Raw genomic sequence first — 25,011 nt, 5'->3', positions numbered from 1 at the left:
AGATGAGAAATTTTGCAAAAGTAATTTTAATAGGTATACTTATCGGGATCGGGCTATTTACCATAGACCTGGTTTTCGGAGCCCTTAGGGGGAGGGAGATCGTTTTTAATAAACTACTCCTTACCAATGCGGCTTATCACCAACTGTATGCCATTACTCTTACTCTTGTAAACAGTTATTTCTTTGACTACCTGAATGAAAGGGTCTCCTGGAAAAAATACAGGAAATCCAGGTTCTGGATAGGTGCTCTCGGAGGGATAACCCTGACCATGCTGGTTATTTTTCAGCTGAGAATGGTTACCGAACTGGGTTTTAAAGGTAAAGAATGGGAAGTATTTATAAAAGAGGAACAGAGCAATGTTAGTTTCTATGCCCTCTGCCTGCTGATAACCATTATCATCTCTATCTTCTTCCATGCGGTTTATTTTTATAAGGAACTTCAGAAGAATAAGATTACCGAACAGAAAATAATCGCGGGATCGGCATCGGCACAATTCGATGCTTTGAAAAACCAGCTGGATCCGCATTTTCTCTTCAACAGCCTGAATGTGCTTACCAGTCTGATAGATGAGAATCCGGGAGCGGCCCAAAAGTTCACAACCTCCCTTTCTAAAGTGTACAGATATGTGCTGGAACAGAAAAATAAGGAACTGATATCTGTAGATGAAGAACTGAAGTTTGCCCGTACCTACGTAAGCCTTTTAAAGATGAGGTTTGAAGACAGTATACTTTTTGAAGTGCCGGAGAGTGTTTCCAATCCGGAAGCCAAAGTGGTACCGCTTTCGTTACAGTTGTTGCTTGAAAATGCAGTTAAGCACAATATGGTAACTCCTTCAAAACCTTTGCATATAAAGATCTTTGAAAAAGGGAACGCCCTGGTGATAGAGAATAATATTCAGCCCAAGCAAGTGGTAAAAAAGAGCAGTGGTGTTGGCCTGAGAAATATTCAGCAACGCTATAGCCTCCTGACCAACCGCCAGGTAGACATAGAGAAATCGGGGAAGAGTTTTACGGTAAGTATCCCAATGCTGACCAGGCAGGTCTCTACCGCGGCTGTAAGTCAAAAATCGTACATAAAAGACAAGCGGTATCAAAGGGCAAGAGAGCGGGTAGATGCCCTGAAAAGTTTCTATGGCAACGTGATCTCTTATTTAATTGTGATCCCGCTCCTGGCAATATTCAATTACAGGACCTCAGATTTTCCCTGGGTCATATTTCCGGCACTGGGCTGGGGATTCGGAGTCATTGCCCACGGAATGGAAGCTTATGGATATAACCCTCTGTTAGGGAAAAGATGGGAGGAGCGTAAGATCAGGGAACTGATGGAAAAAGAAGAAAAAAAATATTAAACCGATCAACTAAAAAAATACAACAATGGAAAATCTAACCAAAATTAAAGAAGACAGATATAAGCGCGCCAAAGAACGTGTAGAAGAAATAAAAGGATTTTACTGGAACCTGGGGGCTTTTATAGTGGTCATTCCGCTAATGGCAACGTTTAACTACTGGCAAAACGGATGGGATAACCCCTGGATCCTGTGGGTCGTAATGGGATGGGGATTAGGCCTTATTTTTCACGCGATGGAAACCTTCGAGTGGAACCTTTTCCTGGGTAAGGATTGGGAACAAAGGAAAATAAAAGAATTTATGGACGAGGACTACCGCAGATAAAAAAATAAACAACTAAGAGTATCATGGAAGATCATAGCAAAGAAGACAGTTACGTACGGGCCAAAAAGCGGGTAGAAGAGATCAAAGGCTTTTACTGGAATATAGGGTCCTATATAGTGATCATGGGTTTTCTGGCCACAATGAATTACTGGATCGACAGATGGGAGCACCCCTGGTTTTTGTGGGCTGCCTTCGGATGGGGGATAGGAGTCGTAATCCATGCAGCGATAACTTTTCAGTGGAACCCGCTCCTGAATAAGGACTGGGAAGAAAAAAAGATAAAAGAGTTTATGAAGGAAGATGAAGACGATTATAACAGAACTAGTCAACGTTGGGAATAAAAAGAATCAATTATGGAAAAATTTAATAAAGAAAGTAAATATATCCGCGCTAAGGAGCGTGTAGAAGAGATAAAGAAATTTTACGGAAACCTCACTTCCTATATTATTGTAATTACTTTCCTGGCCATCCTTAATTACTGGACCAATGAATGGGATTATATGTGGTTTTTATGGGCCGCTTTCGGATGGGGAATAGGGATCGTATTTCATGCGGCAAAGGCCTTTCAGTGGAACCCGATGTTCAATAAGGACTGGGAAGAGCGAAAGATCCGGGAATTTATGGATAAGGACCAGGATGACTTCAAGAGCAATCAGCAGCGCTGGGAATAAAACATGAATGCCATGAAAGAAGAATATAACGACGACAGTTACAAAAGAGCTAAAAAGAGAGTAGAAAGCATTAAAGGCTTTTACTGGCACTTTGCAATATACTTGCTGGTAAATACATTTATCCTGATCAAGAAATATTTTCAGGATTCCACTACCGATGAGTTCTGGCGATGGGAATCCTTTATAGTGTTGATCCTTTGGGGAGTTGGAGTAGTGGTACATGCCTTCTGTATTTTTGGCTTCGAATATATCTTCGGAAAGGAATGGGAGCAGAAAAAGATCAGGCAGTTTATGGATGAGGATGCAGAAGATTACAGGAACAAAGATTATATATAGACCCATGAAGAGGATAAAAAACATATGGATAACTGTTCTTTTTCTTGTTTTCCGATAACTCGTTTAAACTGGTAAAAAGAGGGGATATCGAATCCTGATAAACGATAATCCTTTAAAAGATATTCAGGATATTAGCAAAGTAGAAAAAATATGGAAAAACGGGAGCGAAACAGGGCGTTCCTAACAGAATAACAAATCAAAGAATGAACACGATTATAATAGAAGATGAAAAACCTGCTGCAAGAAGATTGCAGCGTATGCTGGAAGGCATAAATGTAGAAGTGAGCAGTATGCTTTACTCTGTGGAAGAAGCGGTAGATTGGTTTCAGAAGAATGAGCACCCCGATCTTATCTTCCTCGACATTCAGCTTTCCGACGGACTTTCCTTTGAGATATTTGATGTAATAGAGGTTAAAAGTGCCATCATCTTCACAACAGCCTACGACGAATATGCTTTACAGGCCTTTAAGCTCAACAGTATAGATTACCTGCTGAAACCGATAGATGATGAGGATCTGAGTACTGCCGTGAATAAGTTTATGGAAAGGCAGCCGGATAAAAAAGCGCTTAGCCTGGATTTTGAAGATATAAAACGCCTGTTGGTCAATCCGCTGGAGCGGGAATACAAAAAAAGATTTACTGTAAAGGTGGGGCAGTACCTTAAAATGATAGGAGTAGATGAAATAGAATGTATTTACAGTGAGAACAAAGGTACCTATGCCTATACTTCCGAAGGCAGGAATTACCTGTTAGATACCACCCTGGACAAACTGGAGGACGAACTGTCGCCGGAGAATTTTTTCAGGGTAAGCAGAAAGTTTTTTGTCAATATCAACTACATCAAGGATATGGTGTCTTACACCAATTCCCGTTTGCAGATCAAGATGAAGAAGTTTAACGATCAGGAGATCATTGTAAGCCGTGAAAGGGTACGGGATTTTAAGGACTGGATAAGTTAACGGCCTTTTCGGAAAGCCTGGCAAACCATTTGGCCATCGTGTTTTCGGCCGCTTTAAAGCGGGGAGAGAAATCAAGATTATAGGTGGCATTCTCTGCCCTGGTACGGGTATCCCATTGCCAGAAATATGCTCCGGCAAACCAATCTTCATTCCAGAAACTTTCGAACATAGCTTCATAAGCGAGGTGCTGGGTCTTGTCTGATTTTTTTCCGGTGAAGGAATTCAGGAAAGAATTCCATTCCCAGGGCCTTATGGTGGCCGTAGCTTCACTTTTGTATCCTATTTCCGTAAAGAGTACAGGTTTGTTATAGGTAGTGTGCAGTTTTTTCATAAGGGCAGTATGGCGTTGCCATCCTTTGGTAATATCACTCAGTTGAGGATGCCTCTTCTTTGTGAGTGGAAAATAAGCCTGTAAACCGATATAGTCGAGCTGATCCCAGAATTTAATATCGTCAAACTCCCCATCCCAGTTGGCAGCATAGGTAAGTTTGCCGCTGTAAACAGCTCTGATCTTTTTGATCAGCTCCCTCCATTTTTCCGGTTGGGTTTTAACCGAAGTGCGCAATTCCGTTCCTATACACAGGAGTTCAGCTCCGGTCTGCTCTGCCATAGTTGCATAGTGAAGCATGATCTTTTCGTAAGATGCAAACCAGTTGTCCCAGTCTTTGCTGTTGGCCATACGTAAATTGGACCGCCAGCCTTTCCCCAGCCATAAATGAGGTTTCAGGTGAACATATATTCCTTTCTGATGCAGCTGGTCAATAGCATTGATAAAAGTAGAATCCCGCCGTGACCAGCTTCCGATATTTTCCGGAAGACGGATCTGACTGCTATTCTCATTTTCCTGATAGAAATAAGGGACCACGGCTACCCATTCTATATTATTCCTGTTCAGGGATGCAATAGCATCTTTATTTTCTTTCTTCCACCCGAAAACCGTCATTCCCCGGTGTTTCCCATCCTGTGCAAAGAGATCCCTGGAAAAACCGGTGGTATTCTCAATGGCCGTATTCCATTTATAATCGAACGCTTCCCTGCTGTTCTGATAGATAATGAATCGGAGGGAACCGAATACCAGAGCAAGCGGAAGGATGAATTTCAGAAAAAAACCTTTTAAAGCAACAGCAACACCTCTTTTTCTGTATAGCCTGTAAAAGTACCTGAGGACCAGGAATAAAAGATAAAAGATCAGAAAGAGAAAGTGGAAGGTCAGCTGAAAATTGCCAAAACCTAAAATACGGAAGAAGACCTCAAAAGCCTGGGAGATATCGCTGCCGGAGCGAAGCAGTTGCCAGATGATAAAAACGGTCATCAGGAACCACGCAAACAGGTATACTTTAACTAAGGTAATTAGCTTCTTCTTCATATACGGCGTTTATGTATTAGAAGAACAAATACCCGAAATGTTACAACTATTTATCGGGGATACGATTATCATCAAAAGCCGACGGTAAAAGCTTGGGTATAAACTGTATGAGCAAGGGCAGGAGTACACTTCCTCCCGGGAGGACAAAAATAGCAAGTGAAGGGACCGTTTTACAGATATCGATCAGTTGTTCCCTCATCTTTTGCTTTTCGGCTTCACTCAGGTCCTTTACCGTAGATTTGGTCAGCAGTTTTGCCAGTTCTTTGCTTTCCGACAATTCTTTTAAAAGCCTTTTCCTGTTGCGGAGGATGAGCTTGCTTACCGTTTTTGCAGACTGATCGTAAAAATGTTTGACCGGATTCGAATAATTAAAAAATGAGATTTCCTTTTTGTGCAGGTTGATAAAACCGTGGATATAACTTAAGGAATAAGCAATTTCTTTATCGTCTATACGCAATTGCCGCCCTAGGTCCCATAAAAAATGTTCTTCCCTTTTGTTAAGAACAGCGTCGTTCCAGACTGCCATACTGGCGAGATCGAGGATATAAAAACGTTCCAGTACAGAAGTATAAGCCGATAATAATGCGATCCTGTCGTTGAGCACCTTATCCGGCTCCACCTCATGATAACGAAGAGAAGATTCTACCAGACGGATCAGTAATTCGTCATAATCTGATTTTTTTTCTTTGGAGTTCAATGCCCTGAGGATAATATTGGTAATGGCAATCTCTATATTCTGGGCATACACCACAACATCCTCTTCTCCTTTTAGAAAACGGTCGTAAGCAAGAATATCTATAAACAGTAATGCATTGGTAATGATATTACTGAAATTCTTGGTAAAGATATTTACATTGGTCCGTACCCTGGATTGGATAACTTTTTCCAGCTGAGCCGAACAATGATTACCCGTCAGAATCCTCTCCAGGAAAGTAAACTTCTTAGCCTGTAGCGCAGCATAGAAATCCAGAATACTGTCTATAGCTTCTATATCAGTGCCTTTACTGCGGTTGTCGTGATAAATATGTAAAAGACTCAGCAGAAGGTTGATCTTGGTTATTTCGGTTTCGGTGAGTTTATTATCCGATTTAGTATCGAAAATAGTCTGGAGATTGGTTCCGTAAATAAACCCGGAAGAACGCAAACTGTGATACTTTTTTTCAAGAGCAGAGGATTGAAAGAAAGAATCCTCTTCCAGGAGTGCCAGCATTTTATCTATCCAGCCATTGGCAGATGGGTTCATCGGGGAATTTTTTGTCCTAAATGTTATATGGTGTTAAAACTAGAATTTTTTTGTCTAAAAATAAAACCGCCCTTATTAAAACTTCGTAAATGTGATCAGAAAGCTATTAATCAATTTAACTCGGGGTTTATGTCAAAGTGATAATGGTCTTTCTAACTCTATAGGTTAATCTGTTGTCGGATGGGTTATAGATAGCATACTTGATTTTTGTAAAAAATACGGCTTCAGGTTAACCTTTTTAAATAATGGATGTCTAGGTTACTAATTGTTAGTTAGAACGTTTAGTTAACACGTTGTTTTTTTTATTTTATTTGTTTGACCCTCCGATTTCCTTCGGAGGGTTTTTTACATAAAAAAACTGCCCGAAAAAGGCAGTTCTCATTTAATATTTTCAGGTAAGTTTACTCGATGATCCCACCGCAACTTACTCTGGCTCCCGCAGCACCACTTGGCTGAGAAACAAAATCGTCTGTACCCTGATGTACTATAATGGCTTTTCCAAGGATGTCTTTTGTCTCATCCCCGCAACCAATACACCATTCGTCCGTACTCATCGAAATGCTTCCGTTTCCTTCGGCATCGGCAATAAAATTACCGATATCTCCTTTGTGATAACCTTCTTCGGCTCCCCATTTACCATGTGGGGTATGTGTAGGGTTCCAGTGCCCTCCTGTAGATTTACCATCGGCAGAAGAACAGTCGGCTTTTTCATGAATATGAATAGCGTGCTCACCTTCGGTAAGTCCGCTAAGATTAGCCGTCATAGATACCACGCCGTTCTCTTCAGAAAAGGTAACTTCACCTACAGCCGTACTCTCACTCTTGGATGAAAGGTTAAAAGAAATGGTTTTTACCTCTTCTGTTTCGGTAACTTCTATTTCTTCTTCTACGGTTTCTTCGGTCTTTTTATCGGCCTTCTTACAGCTGAAAGTCGTTGCTATAAGGGCCATTGATATGAATAATGATATTTTTTTCATAATAATTTTTGTTGATTCTTTATCGTTGTCGAACGAAGTTACGGATAGTGAAAAAGAATACCAAATTAATTCTTAATTAAGCATTTCCTTCAATTCATCGGTCGTAACTACTGTTGCGAATTCGTCTTTTAAACTGGCAATAGCCGTATCGTGAATAAGCTTTGCACTGTATACGGTTCCATCGGTTCCGGTCTTATTAAAGGTGGCCACGGCATCCTCTACCAGATAGGTGTTAAATCCGAAGTTACCTGCCATCCGGGTTGTGGTAGAAACACAGTGATCTGTTGTTAAACCTACTACCACAAGTGTATTTATTTGACGGGCCTTTAACTGATCGTACAGATCGGTATCGATAAAAGCGCTGTTTACATTTTTTTCAATAACCGGTTCATTCTCCCTCGGATCGATAAAATCCAGAAGATCATTACCCGTCGTACCCTTGGCCAACGGAGACCCGGGGGTAAGAGAACAGTGCTTGATAAGGAAAACCGGAAGATCTTCAGATCTCCACAACTCCAGTATTCTTTCCATATTGGCCTCTGCATCCGGATTATTCCTTTCTCCTCCCCAATAAGGAACATCGTCAAACCCTTTTTGAACATCTATTAAGAGTAAGGCCGGTTTCTCAGATTTTGATATACTCATTTTCTAATTATATATTTAAATTAAAGTGATCTGCTAAAAGTTTTTAAGTAAGTCCTTTTTATCGGAAATCCCCCTTTTCAGGTTTTCACAGAGAAGGAGAGATTTATCTATCCTGGTCTGCGAGTTCCTGTAGCGGCTGATCATATAAATAATGCTTCTTTGCTTCCCGGCAGTAAAACCCTCAAAGATCCCGAAGGCACCTTCATCGCTTTGGAGTACAGCTTCCAGTTCTTCGGGCATATCCACTCCGTATCTGGAACCGTCCTCAAAAAACTGCATCCTGAATTCATCATTCGGAAATAGCCCGAGTTCTTTTTGCTTGGCTTTACTGAAGGTGATGCGAACCTGATCATTGTGTTTTCTCAGGGCGGCGTGAAATTCAATGCTTTTCCCTTCAAAATCAGCCCTGACCTTTACCCGATCATGACCTGCTTCGAGCACCGGATCTACGATCTTATCCGGAATCAGGACCGCATGCATTCCGTGGACGAATACGGTAAATTCCGGACTTAATAATTTTTCAGTTTTAGCCACCTGTCGGGATTATTTTAAAATACCGGGATATGCTCAGTTTATCAATTTGGTCTCTACCTTTACTTCGTTATGAAGGGTCTTATGAACCGGGCATTTGTTAGCAATGTTGATAATACGGCTTCTCTGGTCTTCATTCAGATCACCTACGACTTTGATCTCCCTCGTAAAGGTATCGATTTTAGCAGCATTGGATTCGCAATTTTCACAATCCTCTGCATGTTTTTTATCATAACTTGTATGCACTTCTACATGCTGAAGGTCCCATTTCTTAAAGGAAGTATACATCTTAATAGTCATAGCAGTACATGCTGCCAGGCCTGCAGATACAAGCTCGTAAGGAGTAGGACCGTAGTTCTTACCGCCCACGCTTTCCGGTTCGTCTGCCACTAAATAATGATCTCCTACCTTCATTTTTGTAGTAAAACCGTCTTCCGCATCAAGGCTTGCCACCACCTGATGCCTGGATCGAAGTTGCTCTTCCTTCGGAAAGGAGATATAACGCTTTGCCCAGGAGGCAATAACATCACCTGCATAAACAGAATCTTCTTTTTTCATTAACAGATGATCAGCTCCGTCCAGAGAAACAAAACTCTTCGGATGGTGAGCAGCAATATAGATCTCCTCTGCATTCTTAATACCTACCGTATCGTCCTGGGGAGAGTGCATCACTAAAAGAGGCTTTCTCATAGCCTTGACCGTTTCCGGAAGGGATTTACTTTCCAAATCATCTATGAATTGCTTTTTAATAGTGAAATCTCTACCGCTCAGTACCACTTTTGCTATTCCGGATTGTTCTATCTCTTCCAGGCTGCTGTGAAGCAAATGCTTAACATGCCTTGGGTTGGACGGAGCACCTATGGTAGCTACAGCTTGTATGCTGTCTATCTCTGCAGCAGCAAAGATAGATGCTGCTCCACCTAAGGAATGTCCAACGATAAGAGACGGACTCTTGTGATTTTCAGAAAGAAAGTCAGAGGCTGCGATCAGGTCTTCTACATTCCCGGAAAAATTAGTATCCGAGAAATCACCTTCACTTTCTCCCAGTCCGGTAAAATCGAACCGCAAAACACCAAATCCGCTTCCTGTCAATGCCCGGCTGATGTTACGAACAGCACCGAGATTCTTATTACAGGTAAAACAATGTGCAAAAATGGCAAAGTTATGCGGACTCTGATTGGCGGGAAGTTCCAGCCGTCCGGAAAGGGTATGCCCCTGTTTATTTTTAAATGATACGGTAGTTAGACTCATGACTAGTTGTTTTCGGTTTTCTTCTTCCTTAAGTCGGTGTTAATAAACAATGCTAACTGTAATCTGTCAAAATTACTTCCCGTAAAGTGATTTTTCAAATAGCCGAACTGCACGCTTATTTCCTTGCTGAAATTGTATCCAACCGCACCGTAAAGCCTGTTCTGACCGAAAATAGGCTCCTGCAAATTAATAAAAAGCTCATCATATGCATTCAGGAACCAGCGGTCATTAATAGGGTAGGTTAACTGTAACCTGTACCTCGCACGATGGTCTGTAAAATTATCCAGACTAGTACTGATAAATCGTTGCTCCAATCTGTATCGATGCTCGAATTTGAACTTTCCAACAGTATTCTTCAGAATAAATTGCTGGAAGATCCTGTGCTCATCTATATTATTCTCAAGAAACGGAGCACCCAGAAGCTGATCATCCGTAAAAGTAGGATCGGTATCTATAAAACCATATCCCAGGGTAACGATGGCATTATCACTCAGGTGGTAATTTAATCCGGTACGCAACAGCAACTGATTAAAATTAGAAGCTATTTCATAAAAACGAAACTGGGCTTCGGTATGTATACTTAATTTATCGGCTACCTTAAAGGTACCGAAATACATATACCACGCACCAAATTCATCTTCTCCGGTTTCCTGAGCATTCGAAACAAATACTGATAATAACAATAAAAACAGGGATACAATTTTCTTTTTCATTTACTAAAAATTTTACGGAACACGGATGTAGCCGTGTTCATTTCATTCTTTAATTGATTTACGACTATAAATATATATTAAAAAAGTCTCCTATTCGGAGACTTTCTTGGGTTCGTTTTCGTTTGTCTCGAGATCTCCTGTTTTCTTAAGATAAGTATCCAGGAATTTCAAAACTTTACTATAGGCTTCTATCTGATTTTCTTTTTTGACAAATCCGTGACCTTCATCTTCAAAAAGCACATATTCTACCGGAACTCCGTTCTTTTTAACCCCGGCTACGATCTCATCAGATTCTATCTTCAGTACCCTCGGGTCTTTAGCTCCCTGCAGTACAATAAGCGGTTTGGTTACCCTTTGCGTATGAAAGAGAGGTGAGATCTCTCTCAGGCGAACAGAATCTGCAGAATAAGGATCTCCGAGTTCTTTGTAAAGTGCATCCTTAAATGATTCCCACCATGGCGGAATGCTTCTAAGGGTTCTGATCCAGTTGGTCACTCCAAAAAGGTTTACACCAACATCAAATTCTTCCGGAGCATAAGTCAGGGCGGCCATAGTCATATAACCTCCGTAAGACCCACCTATGATCCCGATTTTTTCACCGTCTATTTCGGCTTGTTCCGCCAGCCAGTTTTTACCTTCCACACAGTCTTTAAGATCCTTATCTCCGTGGTTCAGGTCGTCCATTCTGTAAAAGCTCTTTCCGTAACCACTGCTTCCCCTGTTGTTTACCGCAAGGACCGCGTAACCGTGGTTAACCATATACTGAATAAAAGAACTGAAGTTTTGTCTTGATTGCCCGCCGGGTCCTCCATGCACCCAAACCATAGCAGGTACCGGATTATCTGCACTGGCCTGATGAGGCAGGTAGTAAATAGCCGGAATTTCCAGGCCGTCAAAAGATTTAAATCTGATGACCCTGGCCTTTACCATATCTTCTGCATTGATCTCCTTATTCAGAACATCCGACATTTTTTTAGAAGCCCCGTTCTCAATGTCATAAGTGTACAGATTTGATGGTGTATGTGAGCCTCCCAGGTAATAGGTCATCATTTTCTCATCGCGTGAGAAACCTACATTGGTAATATTACCATCTTCGAGATTGCTCAGATCCATCGGATTTCCGGTAGCTACTTCTGTAACTTCGATGGCATTTTGAGCATCTTCATTAACAAAGGTAACCTGGTATTTTCCGCCATGGGTAAAATAACTTCCGGTAATATCCCAGGACTTTTCCATTACTTTTTCCCTGGATTTGTCTTCCAGGTTGTATTTTACCAGATAGGCGAATTCTGCTCCGTCATCGGTAGTGAAATAGAGGGATTTATTATCCGGGGAGAAATCCTGCGGCGAATTGCCACTTAGGTTCTCATTGATCTTGGTAAGGGATTTATCTGCAAAATTGTAGATAAACAGGTCGGAATCGTTGGTATTGATCGATTTGCTTAGTGCCATATGATTCTGGTCGTTGGAAATTCCTCCAAAACCGTATCCTTCATCATTCTGATAAATAAGCTTGGCTTCGAGATCGCCAAGTCCCATTTTATAAACATCCATATATCTGGCATCCCTTTTATTGGAGCCATAGAAAAAACTCTTTCCGTCATGGGCCCATCCGTAGAAAACAGATCTGGCACCTTCGCCCGGGGTGAGTTCCTTACTTGTTCCGTCTGTGTCCTGCATATAAATATGGAAGACCTCGTCGCCGTTATTGTCCATTCGGAAGAGAATGCGTTCATCTTCCGGAAAATAGGAGATAGCAAATACCGAAGAACTGTCGGAAGCAGTTATCGGTCTGTAATCCCCGCTGTTAGTATCTACGGTATACATGTTGAAGATCCCTGACCTGTTGCTGGTGACCAGCACTTTGGATTTATCAGGGGAAAAGCTCCCGCCAAAAACCGATTCGTTGTCCATCATCTGTTCGATGGAATAGGATTTCAGGTTTTCGGCAATGCTTTTTTTATCGCTGTTTTCCGAATCTTTTTTACAGGCGATAAAACTTAAAGCTGCAAATAAAAAAATGATTTTTTTCATGATCCTGTATATGTGGTTTGTTGTTTAAGTTAACGAAATCAATTTAAAAAGCACCCGCGGAGGGGTGCTTTTTAAGAATGATCAGTCTATATTAAAATTCTTCACCTCTTTAAAAGGCGAGATGTCTATTTTTTGCATAGCATCTTTATAGGTATTCCAGTCAGAATTAAAGAACTCATTGGTCTTTTTCAATGCATCCTCCAGGGATGTTTTTGCATGCCCCATCAGGGTTTCCTCTGTTTTGGTGAGTCCGCTTTGTCTGGTTCCTACATAGAAGCTGGCATTTCCGATCCTTTGCATTACATTAGGTTCGGGGTTTCTGGTGATCCCTTGTCTTCTATCTACTTTTCCAAGATAAAGAGCAATAACGCTATCTATCTTCTTAATGATGTCTTTAGAAGATTTGATCTCTTCTTTGTATTTCTTCTTGTCTTCTTTAGTGAGTTTTGTCTGGTAATCCTTGGCAACATTTTTACTCTTTACCAGTTGCTTCACTGCATCTGCCGCTGTTTGCGTATATTTCTCCAGGGTTTTACCCGCATTGTAAGCCTGATTGGTATTGGCCTGGGAAACATTCAACCTCGGATCGTCTTCTACCTTGATCCTGCTTTCCGATGTCTGATCTCCAAAAGAAAGTACCAGTCTGTAGGTACCCGGCTTAACAGAAATTCCTCCTCTTTCACGATTTACCCTTGGGATCGTTCTGGATGGCCTGTTTGGCCCTTTTTCGTCCATACCCCAATAGATACGGTGGAAACCATTCTTTTTAGGCGCTTTTCTCTTTAAAGTTCTGATGAGTCTCGTACCATCGTAAATATCAAGCTTAAGGGAATCCCATTTTACTTTTTTCTCAGCAGCTTCATCTTCTTTCTCCTCTTTTTTCTTTTCCTTATCTCCTTCTTTTTTCTCTGCTTTAGGTTTGTTGAGGTAATAAGTGATCATAGCACCGCCTCTTCTGTTCTCACCGTTATAAATAGCATCAGCTCCAAAACGACTTCCGGTAGGTTGCTGATAAGCCGCCTGATAAGCAGTTGGAGGCGTAAAGAGTTCAATCTTATTGCTCAAAACAGATTTGTTCTTCGCCAAAGCTCTTAGCGGACGAATATCATCCAGTACCCATGCCGCTCTTCCGAAGGTACCGATTATCAGATCGTGTTCTCTTGGATGGATTACCAGGTCTTTGGTAGAAACCGTTGGGAAACCTTCTGTCCATTTGGTCCACTTATTACCTGCATCCAAAGAAACATACAGACCATCATCCGTACCCAGGAACATTAAATTAGGCTCTTCAAGGTCTTCAACGATGCTAAGAGTATAACTTTTTACATCATTCTGATCTACGATGCGCTCCCAGGTCTTACCATAGTTACGGGTTCTGTACGCATAAGGTGTATAATTGTATCTTCTGTAGTCGTTGGCAATTAAAAGAGCTTCTCCCTTGTTCTTGTTGGAAGCTTTTATCTGTGCTATCCAGCTTCCTGCCGGAAGCCCTTTGATGTTCTTGGAAACATCAGTCCAGCTTTGTCCTCCGTTCTGAGTAAAATGAACTCTTCCGTCATCTGTTCCTACCCATAGCATATCTTTTTCTACCGGTGAAGGCTCAATAACCAGGATGGTACAGTGGTTTTCCGCACCAGTTGCATCCAGTGTAAGCCCACCACTCTCGTGCTGCTTTTGCTTTTCAGGATCGTTGGTAGTCAGATCGGGAGAAATTACTTCCCAGGTAAGCCCTTTATCCGTACTCTTGTGTACAAACTGACTTCCGAAATACACGGTTGAGTTATCATAAGGATCCTGTCCGATCCCCGAATTCCAGTTAAAACGCAATCTTACATTTGCATCGGGATGTGTCGGACGAACGATATAGTTATTTCCTGTTTTCCAGTCGTACCTGGAAACAAATCCCTGCTGACTCATTGCATATCCGTATCTGGAATCATCGCGGTCCGGTACTACATCAAATCCGTCCCCGAAAGCGATTTCCTGCCAGTAAGAGTTGCGAATACCCTGAGCTCTCCATACATAAGCCGGGCCTCTCCAGGAACCATTGTCCTGCATACCTCCGTAAACGTTATACGGAAATTCATTGTCTACACTTATATGATAGAACTGCGCCACAGGAATGTTCCCGATAAAACGCCAGGTTTTTCCACCGTCTTTGGTGATGTTAAGACCTCCGTCATTCCCGTCGATCATGAACTGGCCGTTTTCAGGATGTATCCACCATGCATGGTGATCGGGGTGAACCCCGTTATCCACACCATAAGCCGGCATTAACTGACTGAAGTTTTTACCACCGTCTTCAGATACATTTACATAAGTGAAAATAGAGAACACGCGGTTTTCGTTTTCCGGATCAACATAGATCTCCGAATAGTAAAACGGACGGTTTCCGATATCGTTTTTGTCATTCACCTTTGCCCATTTAAAGCCGCCGTCTACAGATTTGTACAGGGCATTCTTTTTAGCTTCTACCAGGGCGTAGATCACATTGGGTTTGTTTTTAGCAATAGCAACTCCAATACGACCCAGATCCCCCTTCGGGAAACCTTCTTTTTCGGTCATCCTTTTCCAGTTCTTCCCTCCGTCATGTGTAATATAAAGTCCGCTGCCTTTACCACCCGATTTAAAGAACCAGGGGTCGCGCTTATGCTCCCACATGGCAGCGATCAGCTTATTTGGGTTGGTAGGATCCATGATCAGATCTGCCACTCCCGTTTTATTATTTACAAAGAGGATCTTTTCCCATGTTTTTCCTCCGTCTGTAGTTTTGAATACTCCTCTCTGAGGGTGCTCTCCCCATGGAGAACCTATAGCTCCTACATATACAGTATTAGGATCTGTCGGATCTATAATGATCCTGTGAATATGCCTGGTTTCTTCCAATCCCATGGATTCCCAGTTTTTTCCACCGTCCAGCGATCGGTAAACCCCGTATCCGCCGTTAAGACTGTTTCTCGGGTTTCCTTCTCCGGTTCCTACCCAGATCACTGATGGATTGGATTGCTGGATAGCCACAGCCCCGATGGAAGCCGTTACTTCCTTGTTAAATATTGGAGTCCATTTAATTCCTCCGGAAGTTGATTTCCAGAGTCCTCCGGAAGCAGTTCCCACATACATTACATCCGGGTTGGAGTGTACTGCATCTATAGCAGTAACCCGTCCGCTCATTCCCCCCGGTCCGATATTTCGGGGTTTCATATCCTGAACGAGCTCCATATTAAATTCCTGAGAAAATAATGGTGATGTCGATACCAGAAGTATCAAAATAAGTAATAAACGTTTCATATTCGAATTATTGAGTTGATCAAAGTTTTAGTTTTTCTTCTAGTTGTGTCAGAAATACGGTTTTAGGGTATCTCTTTTTAATCTCATTGAGATCTTTTTTATCGATTCTCGGCGAAATGTGGGTAGCAATAAGTTTTACGCCATCCAGGTACTTTTCCAATAGCTCCTCAGCATTCTCTCCCAGTAACATCCAATAAGGAATAACCAGGTAATCTATATCTTCTTCATTTAACCCAAGCTGATCGAACATCTTAATATCTTCGTGCCAGCTGGTATCTCCGATATGTAAAATATTAAGACCTCCCAGGCTAATGATAAATGCCGTGTTCTCCACAGTTTTGTGCCTGGCTCCTCCATGATTCATTTTAAAGGCCTTCACTAAAATATCCCGGTGAGCAAAAAGTTGTTTTGCATAACTGTCGGTAGCTACTTTAATGGCTCTTTCCTGCTTTTGTAACTGTGAGGTAACCTGACCAGGCCCTATCAACATGCTGCTGGGATGTTCCTTTAAAAAGTTATCGGCAAGCCTTGCACTGTAATGATCTCCGTGTCTGTGTGTAAAGAGCAGGAGGGAAGGGGCGGGGTTTCCGTTAAAGCCCGAGCCTATTTTCTGAACCAGCGCCTGCGGCGGAAATAGATAATCCGCTCCGTATTTTTCATGCAAACCATCTATTAAAACGGAGACTTTACCATCGGATATCAAGACACCCATATTACCCGTGTAGGTAAGGGAGATCTTATCCTGTGAATACGTAGAAATAGACAGAAGAAGTACTATTAAGAACCCGAAGTTCTTCATTATGGTTTAGTTAGCTATAGTTGAGCATAAAATTAAACAAAACTTCTTAAGGAATTCTTAAAGAGGTGTTAATGTGGAGTGTTAAAATCATCACTTATTCAGGATACTGAGATAGCGTGTCCAGGGCCCTACTTCTTCCTTGTACTGCTTGGCCATTACTCTGGATATTTGAGCAATATGCCCCAGATCGTGGGCTACCCAGGTGGAAAGATGCTGTCTGAGGGTGACCTCTCCGAACTCTATATGAATACCTGTTTTATCCAGATTTTCTTTGTTAAGATCCAGGCTTCTGAAGATCTCCATATTCTTTTTACGCAGATCTTCAAATTCATCCAGTAACTCTTCGATGGTCTTTCCTTTACAATAATCTAGGTGAGCCGTCATATTAAAGGCCTTAAAGTTTTTATCCGGTTGATCGCTAAGGATCAGCAGGGTTCGCGGGATCCAATCGGTTTTTTCTCCCAGGATCAGATGGGAAATGATCTCGATCGGAGCCCAGGTGTTTTCTCCTTCCCTTGCATATTGCCAGTCCAGGGAAATGCCTTCCAGCATTAATCTCAGGACTTTTGGTGTTCTTTCTAAAACTTCGGTGGCTCTTTCTTTATTGAATTTCATTAGTATGTGCCTCTTGTTTTTATGTTCTTTTCACAATAGGAGATGATCTCCTTTATTCGTTTGATGCGGGTCTCCTCCCGCTTGGCCTGATTTAACCAGTACAAATAACTTTTGCGGTAACTCCGGCTGAAAGCTTCGTAGTTTTGGTAAGCCTCCCGGTTTTTATCGAAGGCGAGTTGAAGGTCCTGCGGAACAATAAGGTTTTCCACATCATCCAACGCCTTCCAGGAACCGTCTTTTTTGGCCTGCTCAATCTTAGCCAGGCCGCTTTCATGCATCAGTCCGTCTGTAATTAATTGTTCGATATAGGTTTTATTTAGTTTGCTCCATACGCTCTTAGCCTTTCTGGGGGTAAAAAGCTGCCTGCGTCTTTCTTCATCCAGTCTTTTTACAGTAGAATCTATCCACCCGTAACAAAGGGCTTCCTGAACGGCTTCTTCCCATCTTAAATTGTGGTTGGGGCTGTTTACCCTGTAGATGATAAGGTAGATCCCGGTAGAATCCTGATGGTTTTCACTCAGCCATTTACGCCATTCATCTCTGCTCTTTACATATAATTCCTGTCTTTCTCTCATCTTACGGAAATATTATAGATTGGAATCTAACTTCTGTACGGAGGATATAATACTCCCGTCACTTGCCATTCCTTCAATATAAAAAGAGATATTGTCCAGTTTGGTATTGACGATCTTAATAACAGCCTCTCCGTTCTCATCTGTAGTCACATCCGGAGCCCAATGGATCACTCCATAGTCCCGAAAATTATTATCCAGGTAGGTCTGATATTTTGGAGTGTAGAACTTTTTATTTTCAGCAAAACCACTTTCAATGGGTAATTCGAAGAAAGGTAACGCACCGTTTCCGGTATTTTTTCTCAATGGGGTAGATCTCAGCCATATCTTAATTACTCCATTTGCCCCTCTGATCCCGGCCCCGTAACCATTTTGATCTACAATAATTTTTTCGATAGCACTCGATGGCAACCTGAAAAGAAAATCATAATCAAAACTGGGGACTCCGTTAATGAATAAAGCGGGTTCTCTGGAATTAAAGGTACGGGGAACTCTTAATCTTATATTTACCGTTCCCCGGCTAATGTCTTCGCTTACGGCATATCCTCTGGATTCAATATATTGATTGATATAAAAATACTGCTGAGCAAATTTTTCATCAACCCGCTGTACTATCTGAGGTCCAAAAGCATCCGGATCTCGTACTTCTTTTCTTTTTTCTCTTAGCACTACTTCATCCAGGGGAGTTACTTTATTACTGAGGAATCCCTCCGGAACAGAAGGGGCATTAAGCCTGTAGAAGGGTGATTCAAATAAACGGGTGATCCTGTCTGTACCGGTCTCCCTTATTAAATTTGCCGATAGTTTGGGTTTTACCAGATCATTTTTCTTATTGATGAGGGCAATCCTCAGGGTATCTTTATCCTTTGGGAAAAGGTTTTTGAGCTCAAATTGAGGCCCTGATAATTCCACTCTTTTTGAAGTTTGATTAGCAGAAGGAAGAATAAAGAACTCTTCATACTCCTCTAACTTTTTCTCGTTAAAACGCCCTTTCAGAGTAAGTCCGTTCCTGAACTTAAAGAGCTGTTTAGGTCTATGGTTAAAGATCTGATCCCAGTCGTATCGACTCCATCCCTGGGTAAGCAATAAAAGATCCAGATCGTAACTTTTCTTATTGTTGATATCCTTAAAATAGTATGACGGATCCTCCACAAAACCTTTGAGATATGGTTTTAAAAAGAAAGCGGAAATAATATTTTCTCTGTGTTCATAGGATCTGGTATCTTCCGGTAAAACAGAAACACTGAAGCTCAGAAGGTCCTTTCCTTTCCCGTTGAACCTGAATTTAATACTGAGGGAATCCTCATCAGCAGCGGTGTTCGTTACCGAAACAGTGGGATATTCTATCTCGTGGTTGTTAAAGAACATACGTTCCAGCACCGGATTTCCGTTTTCGTCAAAGAGGGTAATGATATTAATACCCTTGAACAAATTTTCCCTTTTAAAGGAGATCAGAGTGTTCTTTCTTCCCATCTTAAAGGGGATGATGGTTCTGGAATATTTTCCGTTTTTATGGATCAGCAACTGGAACTGTCTGGAATCTATATCCTCCAGGGTAAGATCGTTGGTCCTTAAAGCGATGATCACGTTTTCTTTAGCCTGGTTATTTACTGATACCCCGATCCCTTTGTCTTTTACCTCCGGGAAGGGAGTTTCTATCTTTTCCCCGTTAAAAAGAGTAGTTACTACTTTGTAAGATTGTCCTTTTTGAGGGGTTACCGCAAATTTTCCCATTCCAAAGGAGTTGGCTTTAAACTCCAGGAGGGTATTCCCGTCAGCATCCATGAGGGCGCCTTTCTCGATCTCCACTCCAAAACCATTCTGATCTGTCAGTTTAAAACCGAGAGTATTCTCGACACCTTCTATCAGATGCCCACCTTCGGGTAATAGCTGCAGGTCGTATTTTACTACTCCCAGATCCGGTTGGGGTGCTTTTTTGTTGACAATGCGTATTTTTTGAACAAAGGAATCGTCTTCGGTAAAGTTCCGCATCCAGTTGGTGGAAGCTTTAATATAGTATTCCCCGCTGGCAAAAGTAGAATCGATGGCGATATTCCCCCGGGTGTATCCGTTAAAGCCCAGAAAGAGTTTTTTATCGATCTGATTACCCTTATCGTCATAAACCCCGATATGGATATTGGATGTTCTGGTGGCAGGAGTATTCTTTTGCCGATCGTAGATATAACCTTTAAACCATATTTCCTCTCCGACCAGATAGGTACTTTTGTTGAGGTGTAAAAAGATGGTTTCTCTGGGGAGTTCGAAATACTGCTGATAAGAATCGATCACAGTGTTGGAATCATTTTTATCCTGTGCCAGAGATACTGCAGCACATGAGAAAAAAAACAGGAAGAATAATAAAATCTTTTTCATGCTTAAATTTATTAAAAAGTCTTTAGCCTGTAAAGCTTATTTTATTTGTAGCTTTTTTGAGGAGGATATAATACTCCCGTCGCTTGCCATTCCTTCTATAAAGAAGCTAATATTATTCAGTTTGGTATTGAAGATCTTAATAACAGCTTCTCCGTTCTCATCGGTAATTACATCCGGCGACCAATGGATCACACCATAGTCCTGAAAACTACGGTCGGTGTATGCCTGGTATTTTGGAGTATAAAACTTTTTGTGTTCTTCAAAACCATCTTGAACAGGTATCTCAACATAAGGGAATACTGATTTCCCGGAGCTCCTTACAAGAGGGGTGTTTCTCAGCCATATTTTAATTACTCCGTTCCCACCTCTCAGTCCGGCCCCGTATCCGCTCTGATCTACAATTATTTTTTCGATTGCACTGGAAGGTAACCTGAAAAGAAGGTCGTAATCAAAACTAACAATCCCATTAACATAAAGTGCCGGCTGAGTAGAAGCATTTACAGTGCGACTGGCCTTTAAATTTATGCTCACCAAACCTTCGTCAGGATCCAAACGAACATGGTTTGTACGCACGGCATAGCCCTTGGATTCTATATATTGATTAATATAAAAATACCTCTCAATAAACTCTTCATCCACCACTTCTGCCTGCTGTGGCCCCAAGGCATCCGGGTCTTTTATCTCTTTTCTTTTTTCTTTGAGTACCACTTCGTCCAGGGCAGTTACTTTATCGCTGAGGAATCCCTCCGGAACAGAAGGGTTATTAAGCCTGTAAAAAGGTGATTTGAATAAATGTCCGATCTTATCTGTATAGGTTTCCGGAACCGGATTTGCCGATAGTTTGGGCTTTACCAGGTCATTTTTTTTATTGATCAGGGAGAGTCTTAAGGTGTCTTTGACTTTTAAAAAGAGATTGTTGATCTCAAACTGTGGACCGGAAAGCTCTATACTTTTTGAGCCCTGGCCTCCGGCAGAAAAGATATAAAGCTCATTGTATTTCTCCAGATCCTTTTCGTTAAGACTCCCTTTGAGGGTAATTCCGTTTTTGAATTTGAAAAGCTGTTTGGGGCTGTGGTTAAAGATCTGACCCCAGTCATATCGACTCCATCCCTGGGTAAGCAGCAGAATATCCAGATCGTAGCTTTTCTTACTGTCGATATCCTTAAAATAATATGCCGGGTTCTCCACAAAACCTTTGAGATATGGTTTTAAAAAGAAAGCCGAAAGAATATTTTCTCTGTGTTCATAGGATCTGGTATCTTCCGGTAAAACAGAAACACTAAAATTCTGAAGGTTTTTTGCTTTCCCGTTAAATTTGAATTTAATATTGATAGAATCCCCTTCGATAGCGGTATTTGTTACCGAAACAGTGGGATACTCTATGTTGTGATCATTAAAAAAGATCCGCTCCAGTAAGGGCTTTCCGTTTTCATCAAAGAGGGTAATGATATTAATACCTTTGAACAGATTTTCCCTTTTAAAGGAGATCAGGGTGTTCTTTCTTCCCATCTTAAAGGGGATGGTAGTCCTGGAATACTTTCCGTTTTTGTGGATCAGCAACTGGAATTTTTTGGAATCTATATCTTCCAGGGTAAGATCGTTGGTCCTTAAGGCAATGATCACATTTTCCTTTGCCTGGTTATTTACTGATACTCCGATCCCTTTGTCTTTTACCTCAGGAAAGGGAACTTCTATCTTTTCCCCGTTAAAAAGGGTAGTTACTACTTTATAGGATTGTTCTTTTTGAGGAGTTACCGCAAATTTTCCCATACCAAAGGAGTTGGCTTTAAACTCCAGAAGGGTATTCCCGTCAGCATCCATAAGGGCGCCTTTCTCGATCTCCACTCCAAATCCGTTCTGATCTGTAAGTTTAAAACCGAGAGTATTCTCGATACCTTCTATCAGATGTCCGCCTTCGGGTAACAGCTGCAGATCGTATTTCACTACTCCCAGATCAGGTTGGGGTGCTTTTTTATTGACGATACGTATTTTTTGAACAAAGGAATCATCTTCGGTAAAGTTCCGCATCCAGTTTGTGGAGGCTTTGATATAGTATTCCCCGCTGGCAAAGGTAGAATCGACAGCGATATTCCCCCGGGTATATCCGTTAAAACCCAGAAAGAGTTTTTTGTCGACCTGATTTCCCTTATCGTCATAAATCCCGATATGGATATTGGATGTTTTAGTGGCCGGGGTATTCTTTTGCCTGTCGTAGATATAGCCCTTGAACCATATTTCTTCTCCGACCAGGTAAGTACTTTTGTTGAGGTGCAAAAAGATAGTTTCCCTTGGAAGCTCGAAATACTGCTGATATGAATTGATAATAGTGTAGGAGGGATCTTTTTTGTCTTGTGCCTGTGAAATTACAACAGATGACAAAAAAATGACAGTTAACATTAAAAGATTTCTCATGCTTAAATTTATTAAATATTTTTTCAATTCTATCGGCAGCGATTTAAAGTTTATATATTCATCCTGAGTACTTAAACAAAAAAAGCTGCCCGATAAAGGGCAGCTATAGCCAGATGTTTTGACAAGAAATTATTCTATGGATAATGTCTTTACGGAAGAAAAGATACTTCCATCTTTTCCCATTCCCTCTATAAAGAAGCTAATATTGTTCAGTTTGGTATTGACGATCTTAATAACGGCTTCTCCGTTTTCATCGGGAATCACGTCTGATGCCCAATGGATCACTCCGTAATCCCTGAAATTACTGTCTAAATAAGTTTGATATTTTGGAGTATAGAACTTTTTATGCTCACTAAAACCGTGTTCTATAGGCATTTCAAAGAAAGGTAGTTTCGCTTTTTCGTTACCAGTTATCAGGGGAGTTGTTCTTAACCAGATCTTGATCACTCCGTTTGCGCCTCTAAGCCCTCCTCCATAACCGTTCTGATCTACAATAATTTTTTCTATGGAGCTTGATGGAAGCTTGTAGAGAATGTCAAAATCAAAGCTGAGTATCCCGTTCAGGAAAAAAGCGGGTTGAGTGGTACCATTTATTGTTCGCGGAGACCTTACATTAATAAACACGCGACCATTGGTAGGGTTTTCCCGGACTGCGTAACCCCTCGATTCGATATATTGGGTAACGTAATAAAACCTCCTGACAAAGTCCTGATCTACATAATCCACTCTTTGATTACCTCTGGCATCCGGATCTTTTTTCTCTTTTTTCTTTTCACTAAGCACCACTTCATCGAGCTCTGTTATGCTAGCCTGAAGAAAACCGTCCGGAACAGAAGGTGCATTAAGCCTGTAAAAAGGAGATTCATATAAATGACTTATCCTGTCTGTGCCGGGTTCTCCCACCAGATTGACAGATAGCTTGGGCTTTATCAGATCTCTTTTTTTATTGATCAGGGCAATCCTTAGAGTGTCTTTATCCTGAGGAAAAAGGTTGACAACCTCAAACTGAGGCCCCGATAATTCTACTTTTTTCGAGCCCGTACTCCCGGATGGAAAAATAAAGAACTCTTCATATTCATCTATTTTCTTTTCATTAAAACGCCCCTTAAGGGTAATTCCATTCCTGAATTCGAACAATGGCTTGGGGCTGTGACTAAAGATCTGATCCCAGTTATAACGACTCCATCCCTGAGTAAGCAGCAGAATATCCAGATCGTATTCCTTTTTGCGGTCCATATCCCTGAAGTAATAGGCGGCATTTTCTACGTGCCCTCTTAAATATGGTTTTAGAAGAAAAGCCGAGAGTATATTGTCCTGATGGTCATAAGACCCGGTACCTTCCGGTAAAACGGAAACACTAAAATTCTGAAGGCTCTTTCCCTTGCTGTCGATCCTGAATTTAATGCTCAGGGAATCTTCATCCACAGCAGCTCTCGTAACTGAAACATCGGGATGTTCTATCTCGTGGTTGTTAAAGAACATACGTTCCAGAATGGGATCTCCTTTTTCGTTAAAAAGGGTGACCGTGTTGATGCCTTTAAACAAATTTTCCCTTTTAAGAGAGATGAGCGTGTTTTTCCGATCGGTTTTGAATTGTACGGGAATATTAGAGTATTCTCCGTTTTTATGGATAAGCAGTTGAAATTGTTGATCAGCAACTTCCTGTAATGTAAGATCGTTGGTGTTTAGGGAGATGATCACATTCTCTTTTGCAAGATTGTTTACCGAAATACCAATTCCCCTGCTTCTGATCCCCGAAAGGGAGGCTTCAACTGTTTCTCCATTCAAAAGAGTGGCTACCACCTTGTATTCCTGATCATTGAGGGTAGGGGTGATAAATTTCCCCATTCCAAAAGAGTTACTTTTAAATTCCAGAAGGGTATTTTCATCTTTATCGAGAAGGACCCCTTTTTCTATGGCTACTCCAAAGCCCTTCTGATCTATGAGTTTAAAACCTACCGTATTCCGGATGCCTTTTATCAGGTGTCCGCCTTCGGGTAATAATTGAAGATCATATTGACCTATTTCCACCTTTGGTTTAGGGGTTTCCAGGTTGATGATACGTATCTTTTGTACGAAGGAATCGTCTTCGGTAAAGTTCCGCATCCAGTTGGTGGAAGCCTTGATATAATATTCTCCGCTGGCGAAGGTCGAGTCGACTTCTATATTACCCCGGGTATAACCGTTAAAGCCGAGAAAGAGCTTTTTGTTGATCTGATTTCCCTTATCATCATAGATACCTATGTGGATATTGGAGGTTTTGGTGGCAGGCGTATCGCTTTGCCTGTCGTAGATATAGCCTTTAAACCAAATTTCCTCACCCAGAAGATAAGTGCTTTTATTGAGATGCAAGAAGATGGTTTCTCTGGGAAGTTCAAAATACTTTTGATAAGCGTCGGTAATGGTGGTGGAGTTTTTTTCCTGTGCCGGTGAGATCACCACACAAAACAAAAAACTGATGGATAGCAGTAAAATTTTTCTCATACTTGATGGTGTTGAATATTCTTTTTGTTCTATCCGAATTATCTATCAAAAAGTATACCGATTTCCGAAAA

General features: G+C 41.4%; 21 protein-coding genes. 6 read left to right on the top strand and 15 right to left on the bottom strand.

Annotated features, from left to right (window positions below):
* Positions 1–2: 2 nt before the first annotated feature.
* From GWK08_RS11845 to GWK08_RS11820, 6 genes are all read left to right on the top strand, one after another.
* Positions 3–1,349 carry a 2TM domain-containing protein gene (locus GWK08_RS11845; protein WP_163607399.1) on the top strand — a complete coding sequence of 449 codons (1,347 nt, stop codon included), beginning with the start codon at positions 3–5 and terminating at the stop codon, positions 1,347–1,349.
* 25 nt (positions 1,350–1,374) lie between these two features.
* Positions 1,375–1,671 carry a 2TM domain-containing protein gene (locus GWK08_RS11840; protein ID WP_163607398.1) on the top strand — a complete coding sequence of 99 codons (297 nt, stop codon included), beginning with the start codon at positions 1,375–1,377 and terminating at the stop codon, positions 1,669–1,671.
* 23 nt (positions 1,672–1,694) lie between these two features.
* A complete protein-coding gene (locus tag GWK08_RS11835; protein WP_163607397.1) occupies positions 1,695–2,012 on the top strand; it encodes a 2TM domain-containing protein in 318 nt (105 codons plus the stop codon).
* Positions 2,013–2,024: 12 nt separating this feature from the next.
* Positions 2,025–2,342, top strand: a complete 318-nt coding sequence (locus GWK08_RS11830) for a 2TM domain-containing protein (protein ID WP_163607396.1) — start codon at positions 2,025–2,027, stop codon at positions 2,340–2,342.
* A 12-nt stretch (positions 2,343–2,354) separates the two neighbouring features.
* Entirely contained in the window at positions 2,355–2,678 is a 324-nt protein-coding gene (locus GWK08_RS11825) for a 2TM domain-containing protein (RefSeq protein WP_163607395.1), read from the top strand.
* Between the two features lie 203 nt (positions 2,679–2,881).
* Complete coding sequence (locus tag GWK08_RS11820; protein ID WP_163607394.1) at positions 2,882–3,637, top strand: LytR/AlgR family response regulator transcription factor; 756 nt, start codon at positions 2,882–2,884, stop codon at positions 3,635–3,637.
* Here the strand turns inward: GWK08_RS11820 and GWK08_RS11815 are convergent.
* The 15 genes from GWK08_RS11815 to GWK08_RS11745 form a co-directional block, all read right to left on the bottom strand.
* Positions 3,618–5,003, bottom strand: a complete 1,386-nt coding sequence (locus GWK08_RS11815; protein ID WP_163607393.1) for a glycoside hydrolase family 113 — start codon at positions 5,001–5,003, stop codon at positions 3,618–3,620. The genes GWK08_RS11820 and GWK08_RS11815 overlap by 20 nt on opposite strands.
* Before the next feature lie 46 nt (positions 5,004–5,049).
* Complete coding sequence (locus GWK08_RS11810) at positions 5,050–6,246, bottom strand: LETM1-related biofilm-associated protein (protein ID WP_163607392.1); 1,197 nt, start codon at positions 6,244–6,246, stop codon at positions 5,050–5,052.
* 401 nt (positions 6,247–6,647) lie between these two features.
* Complete coding sequence (locus GWK08_RS11805; protein WP_163607391.1) at positions 6,648–7,223, bottom strand: superoxide dismutase family protein; 576 nt, start codon at positions 7,221–7,223, stop codon at positions 6,648–6,650.
* A 72-nt stretch (positions 7,224–7,295) separates the two neighbouring features.
* Positions 7,296–7,868, bottom strand: coding sequence for a cysteine hydrolase family protein (locus GWK08_RS11800; RefSeq protein WP_163607390.1), 573 nt, complete (start codon positions 7,866–7,868; stop codon positions 7,296–7,298).
* 33 nt (positions 7,869–7,901) lie between these two features.
* On the bottom strand, positions 7,902–8,402 hold the full coding sequence (locus GWK08_RS19395) for a YdeI/OmpD-associated family protein (RefSeq protein ID WP_163607389.1): 501 nt from the start codon (positions 8,400–8,402) through the stop codon (positions 7,902–7,904).
* Positions 8,403–8,435: 33 nt separating this feature from the next.
* The gene (locus GWK08_RS11790; protein ID WP_163607388.1) at positions 8,436–9,650 is read right to left on the bottom strand and encodes a bifunctional alpha/beta hydrolase/OsmC family protein; all 1,215 of its coding nucleotides are present in this window, start codon (positions 9,648–9,650) and stop codon (positions 8,436–8,438) included.
* Positions 9,651–9,652: 2 nt separating this feature from the next.
* The gene (locus tag GWK08_RS11785) at positions 9,653–10,363 is read right to left on the bottom strand and encodes a DUF2490 domain-containing protein (RefSeq protein ID WP_163607387.1); all 711 of its coding nucleotides are present in this window, start codon (positions 10,361–10,363) and stop codon (positions 9,653–9,655) included.
* A gap of 90 nt (positions 10,364–10,453) precedes the next feature.
* On the bottom strand, positions 10,454–12,397 hold the full coding sequence (locus tag GWK08_RS11780) for a S9 family peptidase (protein WP_163607386.1): 1,944 nt from the start codon (positions 12,395–12,397) through the stop codon (positions 10,454–10,456).
* Between the two features lie 81 nt (positions 12,398–12,478).
* Positions 12,479–15,685: a VPS10 domain-containing protein gene (locus GWK08_RS11775; protein ID WP_163607385.1), complete on the bottom strand. Its 3,207-nt coding sequence runs from the start codon at positions 15,683–15,685 to the stop codon at positions 12,479–12,481.
* 19 nt (positions 15,686–15,704) lie between these two features.
* Positions 15,705–16,484, bottom strand: coding sequence for an MBL fold metallo-hydrolase (locus tag GWK08_RS11770; RefSeq protein ID WP_163607384.1), 780 nt, complete (start codon positions 16,482–16,484; stop codon positions 15,705–15,707).
* A 90-nt stretch (positions 16,485–16,574) separates the two neighbouring features.
* Positions 16,575–17,099 carry a DinB family protein gene (locus tag GWK08_RS11765; protein WP_163607383.1) on the bottom strand — a complete coding sequence of 175 codons (525 nt, stop codon included), beginning with the start codon at positions 17,097–17,099 and terminating at the stop codon, positions 16,575–16,577.
* On the bottom strand, positions 17,099–17,674 hold the full coding sequence (locus GWK08_RS11760; protein WP_163607382.1) for a YdeI/OmpD-associated family protein: 576 nt from the start codon (positions 17,672–17,674) through the stop codon (positions 17,099–17,101). The genes GWK08_RS11765 and GWK08_RS11760 overlap by 1 nt, the downstream gene beginning before the upstream one ends.
* A 12-nt stretch (positions 17,675–17,686) precedes the next feature.
* Entirely contained in the window at positions 17,687–20,044 is a 2,358-nt protein-coding gene (locus GWK08_RS11755) for a hypothetical protein (protein WP_163607381.1), read from the bottom strand.
* 36 nt (positions 20,045–20,080) lie between these two features.
* Entirely contained in the window at positions 20,081–22,456 is a 2,376-nt protein-coding gene (locus GWK08_RS11750) for a hypothetical protein (protein ID WP_163607380.1), read from the bottom strand.
* 129 nt (positions 22,457–22,585) lie between these two features.
* Positions 22,586–24,940, bottom strand: coding sequence for a hypothetical protein (locus tag GWK08_RS11745; RefSeq protein WP_163607379.1), 2,355 nt, complete (start codon positions 24,938–24,940; stop codon positions 22,586–22,588).
* Positions 24,941–25,011 lie beyond the last annotated feature (71 nt).

The organism is Leptobacterium flavescens (assembly GCF_010671605.1).
In the GTDB taxonomy this organism is placed as follows: Bacteria; Bacteroidota; Bacteroidia; order Flavobacteriales; family Flavobacteriaceae; genus Leptobacterium; species Leptobacterium flavescens.
Note: the sequence above shows the minus strand (reverse complement) of the source record. Positions and strands in the feature narration are given on the sequence as shown.

Excerpts from the sequence above, each read along its gene's own strand:
- GWK08_RS11805 (WP_163607391.1), bottom strand. The coding sequence starts at position 7,223 with ATGAAAAAAATATCATTATTCATATCAATGGCCCTTATAGCAACGACT.
- GWK08_RS11800 (WP_163607390.1), bottom strand. The coding sequence starts at position 7,868 with ATGAGTATATCAAAATCTGAGAAACCGGCCTTACTCTTAATAGATGTT.
- GWK08_RS11745 (WP_163607379.1), bottom strand. The coding sequence starts at position 24,940 with ATGAGAAAAATTTTACTGCTATCCATCAGTTTTTTGTTTTGTGTGGTG.
- GWK08_RS11815 (WP_163607393.1), bottom strand. The coding sequence starts at position 5,003 with ATGAAGAAGAAGCTAATTACCTTAGTTAAAGTATACCTGTTTGCGTGG.
- GWK08_RS11835 (WP_163607397.1), top strand. The coding sequence starts at position 1,695 with ATGGAAGATCATAGCAAAGAAGACAGTTACGTACGGGCCAAAAAGCGG.
- GWK08_RS11765 (WP_163607383.1), bottom strand. The coding sequence starts at position 17,099 with ATGAAATTCAATAAAGAAAGAGCCACCGAAGTTTTAGAAAGAACACCA.
- GWK08_RS11810 (WP_163607392.1), bottom strand. The coding sequence starts at position 6,246 with ATGAACCCATCTGCCAATGGCTGGATAGATAAAATGCTGGCACTCCTG.
- GWK08_RS11830 (WP_163607396.1), top strand. The coding sequence starts at position 2,025 with ATGGAAAAATTTAATAAAGAAAGTAAATATATCCGCGCTAAGGAGCGT.
- GWK08_RS11840 (WP_163607398.1), top strand. The coding sequence starts at position 1,375 with ATGGAAAATCTAACCAAAATTAAAGAAGACAGATATAAGCGCGCCAAA.
- GWK08_RS11785 (WP_163607387.1), bottom strand. The coding sequence starts at position 10,363 with ATGAAAAAGAAAATTGTATCCCTGTTTTTATTGTTATTATCAGTATTT.
- GWK08_RS11825 (WP_163607395.1), top strand. The coding sequence starts at position 2,355 with ATGAAAGAAGAATATAACGACGACAGTTACAAAAGAGCTAAAAAGAGA.
- GWK08_RS11755 (WP_163607381.1), bottom strand. The coding sequence starts at position 20,044 with ATGAAAAAGATTTTATTATTCTTCCTGTTTTTTTTCTCATGTGCTGCA.
- GWK08_RS11845 (WP_163607399.1), top strand. The coding sequence starts at position 3 with ATGAGAAATTTTGCAAAAGTAATTTTAATAGGTATACTTATCGGGATC.
- GWK08_RS11775 (WP_163607385.1), bottom strand. The coding sequence starts at position 15,685 with ATGAAACGTTTATTACTTATTTTGATACTTCTGGTATCGACATCACCA.
- GWK08_RS11760 (WP_163607382.1), bottom strand. The coding sequence starts at position 17,674 with ATGAGAGAAAGACAGGAATTATATGTAAAGAGCAGAGATGAATGGCGT.
- GWK08_RS11770 (WP_163607384.1), bottom strand. The coding sequence starts at position 16,484 with ATGAAGAACTTCGGGTTCTTAATAGTACTTCTTCTGTCTATTTCTACG.
- GWK08_RS11790 (WP_163607388.1), bottom strand. The coding sequence starts at position 9,650 with ATGAGTCTAACTACCGTATCATTTAAAAATAAACAGGGGCATACCCTT.
- GWK08_RS11820 (WP_163607394.1), top strand. The coding sequence starts at position 2,882 with ATGAACACGATTATAATAGAAGATGAAAAACCTGCTGCAAGAAGATTG.
- GWK08_RS11750 (WP_163607380.1), bottom strand. The coding sequence starts at position 22,456 with ATGAGAAATCTTTTAATGTTAACTGTCATTTTTTTGTCATCTGTTGTA.
- GWK08_RS11780 (WP_163607386.1), bottom strand. The coding sequence starts at position 12,397 with ATGAAAAAAATCATTTTTTTATTTGCAGCTTTAAGTTTTATCGCCTGT.